Below are 9,267 nucleotides of genomic sequence, written 5' to 3'. Positions count from 1 at the left end.
GGGCGTATGCGGTATTAGCAGTCGTTTCCAACTGTTATCCCCCTCGACTGGGCAGATCCCTAGGCATTACTCACCCGTCCGCCGCTCGCCGGCAAAGATAGCAAGCTATCTTCCCGCTGCCGCTCGACTTGCATGTGTTAGGCCTGCCGCCAGCGTTCAATCTGAGCCATGATCAAACTCTTCAATTAAAGTTTTGTTGCTTCCGTCTTGCGACTTCAGCGGCTCAATGAATTCTGATTTTTTGTTTCTAACTAAAGAAACAAACTGTACATATTACTATGAACACTCATTGTTACATTGATTTAAATTTTTGACTGCCAACCCGAAGGTTAAGCAGTTTCGATTAACTCAACACCTGTGAGTGCTCACACAGATTTCTTGTTTTATCTTGTTAAAGAGCAACTCAACCTCATAAGAGAAGGTGAGTACCACACTGAGCGCCGAACGCTTTCAGTTGGCTAGGGCTGCGTATTCTACGCATTTCCCGTTTCGCGTCAAGGAGTTTTTAACAACTTCTTGCTGCGATTGAATTAAGTGCCATTCTCAACGGAGAGTAACATGCTTAATTCAACCTAACTCGTCAGCCCGCTTTCGCTGTCTGCCGTGTCAGTGGATGCGCATTATAGGCAGCAGGAGATTTTGTGCAACCCCTATTTTAAGGAAATTTGCAGTTAATTCTAATTATCTAATCTAGCCACACCATACCCACCACTTACCCCCAAAGTTATCCACACCCAGCTCATTTTAGACTCAGTTTCAACTTAAAATGAGGTTTGATGAACCTATATTACTACGAATAAAGCACGGAGATTCCGTTGATTCTCGAGGCTAGAGGTGGGTTCTTGATGCAGCTTGTTCTAATAAATGGGCGAACGATAGATTAAAGAGACTCTTTGCCGACTTAATCAGAGATACAGGCCGTATTGCACAAAGCTGATATTGGCCACTTGTTAGCGATGAGCTTATCTATTAAAGCTAAGTTGATTTATCAAAGACGTCATGCACATTAAGAGTGTTATGTTCGCTTACCTATATTTAGTGACAGGAAATTTAGTGGCAATAATTTAGAAGCAAAAAAATACCCGCCAATGGCGGGTATTTTCTCATTCAGCTATGGCGTTAAACGCTGAGCTTATTCTTCAACAGGCGAGACCACGAACAGTAAGTCGCCTTGAGACACTTGCTGACCATTGCTGTTCAGGATGCGCTCGATGCGATACTTCTTATCCTCAGGGTACAGAATCGCACTCTGACGGTTAAAGCCGGCTAAGGTCACTTGCGAGAACATCTTCATCGCTTCTGTTAGTGCTAGTGTTTGATCGACCGTGACTATGTCACCTTCTTTCACGAAATCCGCTTCACCCGGTGCAGAAGAGGTATAGAAGATACCTGCGCCTTGGGCTAACACTTTCAGTTCGTTACTTTCGCCAACACGCAGTGACTCAGTGTCTACTTCCACAGTTTCAGCGGCAGCTTCCATTTCTGCTATCAACGCAGGAATGTCGAGCTCAGCCATTAAGCGTGGCAGATAGTTAGTGTCGTAAACACCTTCGTTAAAGGTACCATCTTTCAAGATCAGCTTGAGTAACGGAATGTTAGTCGCGATGCCTTTCAGCACTACACTGTCTAAGTATTCGTACAGTTTGGCAATCACATCTTCACGGTTTTCACCGCGCATGATGATTTGCGCAATCAAGCTATCGTAGTATGGCGATACTTCTTTCCCTGGCGCAGCAATCGAAATGATTTCCACATCTGGATGATCTGGGAACACACACTCAGTGATCTTGCCTGGATTTGGGATCAGCTGCAGTATGCCATGGCTATCGAGCGCCGCTTTCTCAGCCGTCACACGTACTTCCATCGCATAACCAATTTCTTTAGGTTCTAACGCTGCAATTGAACGGCCAGCGGCAATATCAAACTGCGCACTAACGATATCAATACCTGAAGTCGCTTCCGTGACAGGATGTTCAACCTGCAGACGCGTGTTCATCTCCATGAAGTAGACTTCGTTCGCATCTAAGTTATAGATAAACTCTACGGTACCTGCGCCCATGTAATCGGTCGCGTCGCCTAAGGCACGGGTATAGGCCAGCACTTGTCGCTTCAGCTCATCCGGCAGCATAGTAGAGCCAGATTCTTCGACCACTTTTTGGTTGTTACGTTGAACCGAACAGTCACGCAAACCTAATACTTTCGCATTACCGAACTTATCACGCAGTAACTGCACTTCGATGTGACGTAGTGATGTCACATACTTCTCTAAGTACAAGTCACCATTACCGAAGGCGGCAGCCGCTTCAGTTGCGGTTTTTTGGAATAAACCAATCATGTCTTCAGGACGTTTCACAACCTGAATACCTTTACCGCCACCACCTTGTACCGCTTTAAGAAGTACTGGATAGCCGATTTCGCTCGCCACATTTACGGCTTGTTCAGCATTGGTCAGAATACCGTGCGAACCAGGCACTACAGGTACGTTTTGCGCTTGCGATGTCTTAATTGCGTTCGACTTGTTACCCATAGTCGTCATTGAATGCACGCTAGGACCGACGAAGTTAACACCGTTATTCACACATAATGCAGCAAACTGCGGGCTTTCTGATAGGAAACCAATACCAGGATGCAATGCATCAACCTGTTCATATTCGGCCACTTTCAGCACTGAGTATGCGTTCAAGTAACTTTCGTCCGATGTGTTACCACCGAGACAAACTAACTTGTCGGTTTCTTTGAGCATGTCCGCTGGCACTGATGTCATATCAGGATCCGACGCCACTAATACCACATTGATATTATTGTCATGCGCCTTGCGAATAAGTTTCACCGCTGTACAACCACGGGCGTGAACCAATACTTTGTTAATTGGCTTCATTAACTTACGTGGATCGTTCTGCACGATCACTTCTTCTTCAACAGTAGCTTCAACCACTAAGGTCGACAGTGCATTGATGATCACGTCGTTAATTTTTGCCGAAGGCATTGGCATCAGAGGATCGATACCTGCTAACTGAGAGTCTAAATTGTCGCTGAATGGGTTATGGACTAAGCCCGCCATTGCGCCAGGTACTTTTGACAAGTAGTTAGACAGCGTTGCCGTTGATGGTAAGTAAGCTGGCACCACCATTTGACCTGCGAACGGCATGTTAGTACCAGACAGATAGTAAGTTTGCACCAATGGGTGAGTTACAAAACTCGCCTGCGCACCACCGGTACAGTCACCAAAACCAAACATCAGTACTGGCAATTCGTTATCACGAATAAAGCGCGTGATACGGTCGTTCACCACAGCCATAGAGAATAGCGCCGCAGCGCCTTCTTTAGTCTGCATACCACCTGAACTGATAAAGCACACAACGGGTAATTTACGCTTAGCACACTCGATCAATAGTGCAGAGAATTTCTCAGCACTAGCCATATCGAATGCACCCGCTTGGAATGCGGTGTTAGACACAGCCACACCCACACGCACTTTTTGACCTTTTTCTTTAAAGTCAGCAATACCTGTGATCAAACCACATGGGCGAATGCCTTTATCTAATGCGTCTTCAATCGATAAACGGAAGCCTGGGAAGTTGAGCAAGTTAGCCGACATTTTGTCGCCGTTGATCTCTTCGAAATGGGTAAAGAACTGCTTCACCACATTTTCCCAAGTCATGTTGCCTTTACGTTTTTCGTCACGTAGCACTTTTTGGATCAATAGATCTTGATAACCCATGGTCAAGCGGTTCCAGAAGTCCTTACGACGACCGATACGCACAGGGTTGATCGCACCAGTGTACTTGCTGGTATCGCTTTCACTATCGAAATACTCAGGCAGTAAACGCTCGAAGAAGTAAGTCAGTACCACGAATAGACTGTCGTTAAGTTGTGGGAAACCCACACTCTTCCACTGCTCTACTCGCACCAACAAATCGGCGCGGTTCGATTGACCCATAAAATACTTGAGCCACTTATAGAACTTAGCTTTGTCGTTCGAGGTATCTTGCGTCGACAATGCATGGTCAATTGACTTGTGCAACAGGTTGTTCACTGAGTTACGTGACAAACTCTTCGACATCATGGCTTCTTTCGCGATTGACGCTAAGCTGCCCACAACGTTGTCATACAAGGCATTAAAGATCAGAATGTTATGGCATTGCCAAATAAAGTCTTCACGCAGTTCTTCATTTACCACCACATCAAGCACAGTCAGCTGATTCAGCTCAGGCCATTTAGCTTGAGTCACAGACTTTGGCAAACTTTCTAAGTGCTGAATCAGCCCTTTAAAGTTGTTAGCCGCATTGCTCTTCCAGCGATGATACAAAGACCAGCTAATGTTGAATAACAACGCCTTACGTGCTTTTTTATAGTTCTCTTTTGGCTCACCCAAAATCAAACGTGTCAGCATGTTACGCTCGGTAGAGACTTCGTCACGTTTAGCGACAAAGTTAGTCCACAATTTATTCAAATCTTCGTCATAAACTAGCTTGTCAGGGTTAGACAACCAAGCTTGGAACACACGGTCTTGTTCCTGTTGAATACGTGCCAACAGATCACCTTCTGGCACGCTAGCACGTGACAGACGGCCATATTGCTCTTGAGAAATAGAATGGATACGGCTACGTAGCGTTAAATAACGCAAATAGCGATAGGCGCTACCGAACAAGTTATGGTGACTGGTCGGGCTCGTTGCCACAGCTAATTCTGCGTTCAGTTCCAAAGCCATCAAGTTTTTAGATGGATTAAGGAAACGAGTTAAACTGCGATCATAATGCTCACGTAAATCTTTAGATTCACGCACAAAATTCATCGCTGCACGCTCAACCGCTTCTACGCTGCTAATAATAGCGCGGCGCAGATTGTGCTGACGCTCGTCACGATCGCCCGGTGAAAAGTCGATGATACCGTCGATACAACCTGAGGTATAAAGCTCTTCTGGTGATACACCCACAGATTTCGCACATTCTTGCCAAGATAAGTTGTACTTACGGGCAATACTTTGCAGACCTTGTGGCTGGATCGTGTTGAAAATACCGTCACGCAACGACAACAGAATGTTCGCCGCCGCTAATGGAATTGCGCCACCAGAATAACCAGCACCAATTACGATACCGACTGTCGGTACGTCAACGTTGGCACTTTCTGCGATGGCTTTAGAAATTGAATGCGCTTGGTTTTGGCTGTTAGCGATTTCGCCAGCATCCGCCCCTGGGGTATCAATTAAATAGATAATAGGCATAGACAATTCGGCGAAATGACGAATTGCTTTACAAGCGGCGTAATGATGCTCAGGCATCCAAGCACCGTTAGCGGTAGTGCGTTCTTGGGCAATAAAGCCAATACGACGAGTGCGTGAACCAAAGTTCAGCTCGACCTCAGCACTGTAAAAAGAGCCCAAGTGAGTTTCCGTAATCAAACGACCTTTAAGATCGGCAATAATACGTTTTGCACCAGGACGACCTTTATCTTGGGTCGGCTGGATCACTTTAGCAACGTAACCGTCGACATCTAAAGATGCCAAGTCTTTTAAGTTTGCTTGAATAGCATCCTCATTTAAAAGACCTTTAATTTCTTCCGATAAACTCTGTTTACTGTGCTTAGGAAACAGAGAAAAATCTTTTGCCAAATGCTCGGCCTGTAAAAAAAGCGGATCGGGCGTTTGGGCTTGAGTCATGTGTTTGGGCTGATTATTGCTGGTCATCAAAAGATCCTCTGCTTAGCCTCTGAAAATTTTTAGCCAATAAATATAACTTTGTTATCCCGTCAAATGCCATTAAACTGCATAGGACGCTTTGTTCCAAATATGAGACAGTGGGAATAACATGCCAGATTTAAACGGTATGATGCTATTTGCAGCCGTAGTTAGAGCGAAGGGATTCTCCCAAGCTGCACGTGAAACCGGCCACCCAAAATCCACCATAAGTCGCAAAATCGCGCAGCTAGAAGAACAACTTGGCGTGCGATTACTACAGCGCGACACCCGTAATTTGAGTTTGACCCAAATCGGGGCACTCTTTTATCAACACTGTGATTCGATTCGCAATGAGGTAGAAGCGGCCAAGGCAGTTATCGAGAATACTCACGATGATGTGTCAGGATCATTACGCATTGCAATCCCAGTGTCATTTAGCCAAGAACTTATCGCTAACCTCTGTAGCGGATTTATGCGTTTATATCCCAATGTTGAATTGGATGTCCAGTTTACCGACAACGATATTGGTTTAGTCGGTGAAGGATATGACATAGCCATCAAATATGGCCCACTTCAATCGTCAGACTTAGTCGCAAGATTACTGTTTGAACGCCAGCCAATTTTGGTGGCAAGCCCTGCATACTTAAAACTCAAAGGCACCCCCGCGACCCCAAAGGAACTCAGCCTGCACAGTGGGATTTTATTGGGGACTTCTCGCTCAGCACCAATTTGGCCATTGGGTAAAGGTTCGCGTAAAACCATGGCGAACTTTCAGCGTAAAGTGAGGGTCAACAGCCCGATAATGGTGAAGCAATTAGCCATAGATGATTTTGGCATCGCCATGTTATCCAATTCAGCCTGTAAGACTGAACTTGCTAATGGACAGCTAGTACCGATTTTACAAGAGTGGCCGATTGAACCTTTTAAGGTTTACGGGGTTTATTCGAGCAGACGCCAACTGGCCACCAACATCAGTGTCTTCTTAGATTTCTTTGTAAAACGCTTCAGCAGCCAAGAAAGCCTGCAATCCCTAATGGGTTAACGTTTCCCGTCGCATCAGGAAACCTGTTTCAAGAAAGTCCTATAAAAAAGCCTAGATCTGAGTCTAGGCTTTCAGTATCACGATTGATGTCAGCCAAGTAGGCCACTTCATACGCAATTCTCGCAAGGTTTAGATACGCTATGCTTACGCGACCTAGCATGGGCTAAGGAATAACGCGTTCCCGTTTTAAGATTTCCTTAGTAATGGCTTGACGCAATGGTAAACCTGCGGCGTCGGGAATATCCATATTCATCGCAAAAAACCATACATTATCATCGAGTTCAACCCAACCTACCCACCAGCCAATGCTTGGTTCTGCTCTGACTGCATAACCGGTTTTCGCACGGATAATATAGTCAGAATTCGCTTCAGTCAGCATGGCTTGCTTAACAATACGTAAACTGCGCTCAGAAGCGTGTATCTTGTTGTGATAAAGCTTACGTAGGAAATCGATTTGCTCCGTAGCCGAAATTCGTATGCCACCATCTAACCAAAAGCTATCCAAATTTCCCGAAATATCCTCATTACCATAATCAAACGAGGCGATCATCTTCGACATACGCGCCTCACCAATTTGGCGAGCAAACTCTTGGTAGACAGGCACAACCGAATACTTCATTGCAGTAATAAGGTTATGATCACGATTCCAAGTTGCGATATCTCGACTTTTACCATCCCAATTAAAGACTTGATGCTCATCCTTCACCACGCCAAGCTCTAGCGCGATCAAACTGTTAGGAATTTTAAACGTCGATGCAGGTAAAAAACCTTGATTGGCACGTTTAAGATTATTAGTGAATCCCTGTTGCTTGTTTTCATTCCATAACACCACTACGCCTTTAGTTTGGTGCTGAGTAAAACTAGCATCCCAACTGCGGGTTTCTTGCCACTCCTTAGCTGTAGTAGATGCAAAAGTCGGCGCCACTAAGCTTGACGACACTAAAATAGACGACATCACCAGCACAGCTGATATGGTGAACAAACGCATAAAGTCTCCTTGTAGAAAAACACACAATCCAATGAACTAAAAAAGTGATTAAGGCTATCACTTAGGGTTTTGGCATGCCCTAGCAAACTGCTGACCAATTGTGGCAAAAAAGAGGTAAACTAGACCCTATTGCACTGTTACAGATGGATTAATGCCAGCGCGACATGATTTGTGATAGAAGATATTGGCATAAGATGACAAAGATCACTGAGCTTAACTTTATTACCCTCAGCTTGTAGTGCATACTTTTTGGCATAAGAGACTATCCGCACGAAAAAAATAATCATTATTTCCAATGAATAACGTCTAATCACTACAGGGAAGCAAAACATGTTGAAGCCAGTGTTAACACTCATCCTCACCACCAGCTTAATGACTACAGCCAGTGCCGTGCAGTTATTTGGTGACGTTGAAGTTTCCCGCCTACCAGCAGCCGAAAAAACCATAGGCGACGTAGTCACTCGCTATCAAGCACTTGACGATGGTCTGGCTCAGCTGAGTTCAAAGAAAAACGAAGTTGACGCCACCCAATTAGCGGCGCGCCAAGGACACAGATTGTGGCAACAAGCTGTCCGCGATGTACAGTCAGGGCATTTTGATGACCGACCTTTATACTGGGCTCGCCTTGCCATGCTTAATAGTCTAAAAACCACCAGCGCCAACTTTAAAATGGCCGATTGGCAACAAGACATATTAATGAGTGCGGTTGAAAAGGCATCACGGGGTTTTAGCGATATTCAATATGGTGATGATGTCCAAATCAAAATATTCCTCACGGGTTTCGATCCTTTCTTCCTCGACAAAGATATCACCCAGAGTAATCCTTCCGGTCTAGTTGCCCTCGCCTTGGATGGTTTTCGCTTTGATATTAATGGTAAAACGGCGCAAATAGAAACCGCTATGGTGCCAGTACGTTTTGCAGATTTTGATCAAGGACTTATCGAGTCGCTATTGAGCCCGATTTATCGCGATCCCAAAACCCAATTTGTATTCACCGTTAGCATGGGCCGAACTGATTTTGATATCGAACGTTTCCCAGGGCGAAATCGCAGCGCAGCGGCGCCCGATAACCAAAACGTACTCACTGGCGGCACGAAAACCGCACCCGTTGCCCCAAAGCTTAATGGTAAAGATTTTATCGGCCCCGAATTTGTGGAATTTTCACTGCCTGTTTCGGCTATGCAAGTCAAAGATGGTCAATGGAAAGTCAATGATAACCATACTGTCACTACCCTTGCCCGCGGTGAATTTAGCGCGACCTCATTAAACGAACTGCAAAACGAAACCTCAGTCGAAGGCTCTGGCGGCGGTTATCTTTCTAATGAAATCTCCTATCGTGCCATAGTCTTGCAGCATAAGTTTAATAGCCATGCCAAGGTCGGCCACATTCACACCCCAAGAGTCAAAGGCTATGACGCCGATACTGAGCAAGCCATAGTCGAACAAGTACGCACTATGGTGATGCAAGCGACAGCGAGTTTATAGCCAAGTCACACTGGCTGAAACTGGCTGAAACTAGCATTGTCAGATAGCGTTCGCTATGATGCGAACGCTTCTGAT

4 protein-coding genes and 1 rRNA gene are annotated in these 9,267 nt (G+C 45.3%); 2 read left to right on the top strand and 3 right to left on the bottom strand.

What is annotated here, in order from left to right; all coding sequences use genetic code 11:
- Together L5M17_RS09140 and L5M17_RS09135 are read right to left on the bottom strand one after the other, a co-directional pair.
- Positions 1-188, bottom strand: a 16S ribosomal RNA gene (locus L5M17_RS09140); the annotation flags it as partial.
- 944 nt (positions 189-1,132) lie between these two features.
- The gene (locus tag L5M17_RS09135) at positions 1,133-5,686 is read right to left on the bottom strand and encodes a biotin carboxylase N-terminal domain-containing protein (protein WP_105251502.1); all 4,554 of its coding nucleotides are present in this window, start codon (positions 5,684-5,686) and stop codon (positions 1,133-1,135) included.
- 121 nt (positions 5,687-5,807) lie between these two features.
- Here L5M17_RS09135 and L5M17_RS09130 point away from each other — a divergent pair, with 121 nt between their 5' ends.
- Positions 5,808-6,719, top strand: coding sequence for a LysR family transcriptional regulator (locus L5M17_RS09130; RefSeq protein ID WP_105251501.1), 912 nt, complete (start codon positions 5,808-5,810; stop codon positions 6,717-6,719).
- 163 nt (positions 6,720-6,882) lie between these two features.
- Here L5M17_RS09130 and blaOXA read toward each other — a convergent pair whose 3' ends face one another.
- The gene (blaOXA, locus tag L5M17_RS09125) at positions 6,883-7,707 is read right to left on the bottom strand and encodes a class D beta-lactamase (RefSeq protein WP_168826813.1); all 825 of its coding nucleotides are present in this window, start codon (positions 7,705-7,707) and stop codon (positions 6,883-6,885) included.
- 330 nt (positions 7,708-8,037) lie between these two features.
- Here blaOXA and L5M17_RS09120 point away from each other — a divergent pair, with 330 nt between their 5' ends.
- A complete protein-coding gene (locus L5M17_RS09120; protein WP_263146804.1) occupies positions 8,038-9,192 on the top strand; it encodes a hypothetical protein in 1,155 nt (384 codons plus the stop codon).
- Positions 9,193-9,267: the final 75 nt, after the last annotated feature.

Source organism: Shewanella sp. SW24 (genome assembly GCF_025653395.1).
Lineage (GTDB): Bacteria > Pseudomonadota > Gammaproteobacteria > Enterobacterales > Shewanellaceae > Shewanella > Shewanella oncorhynchi.
This window is presented reverse-complemented; position numbering and strand designations above follow the sequence as displayed.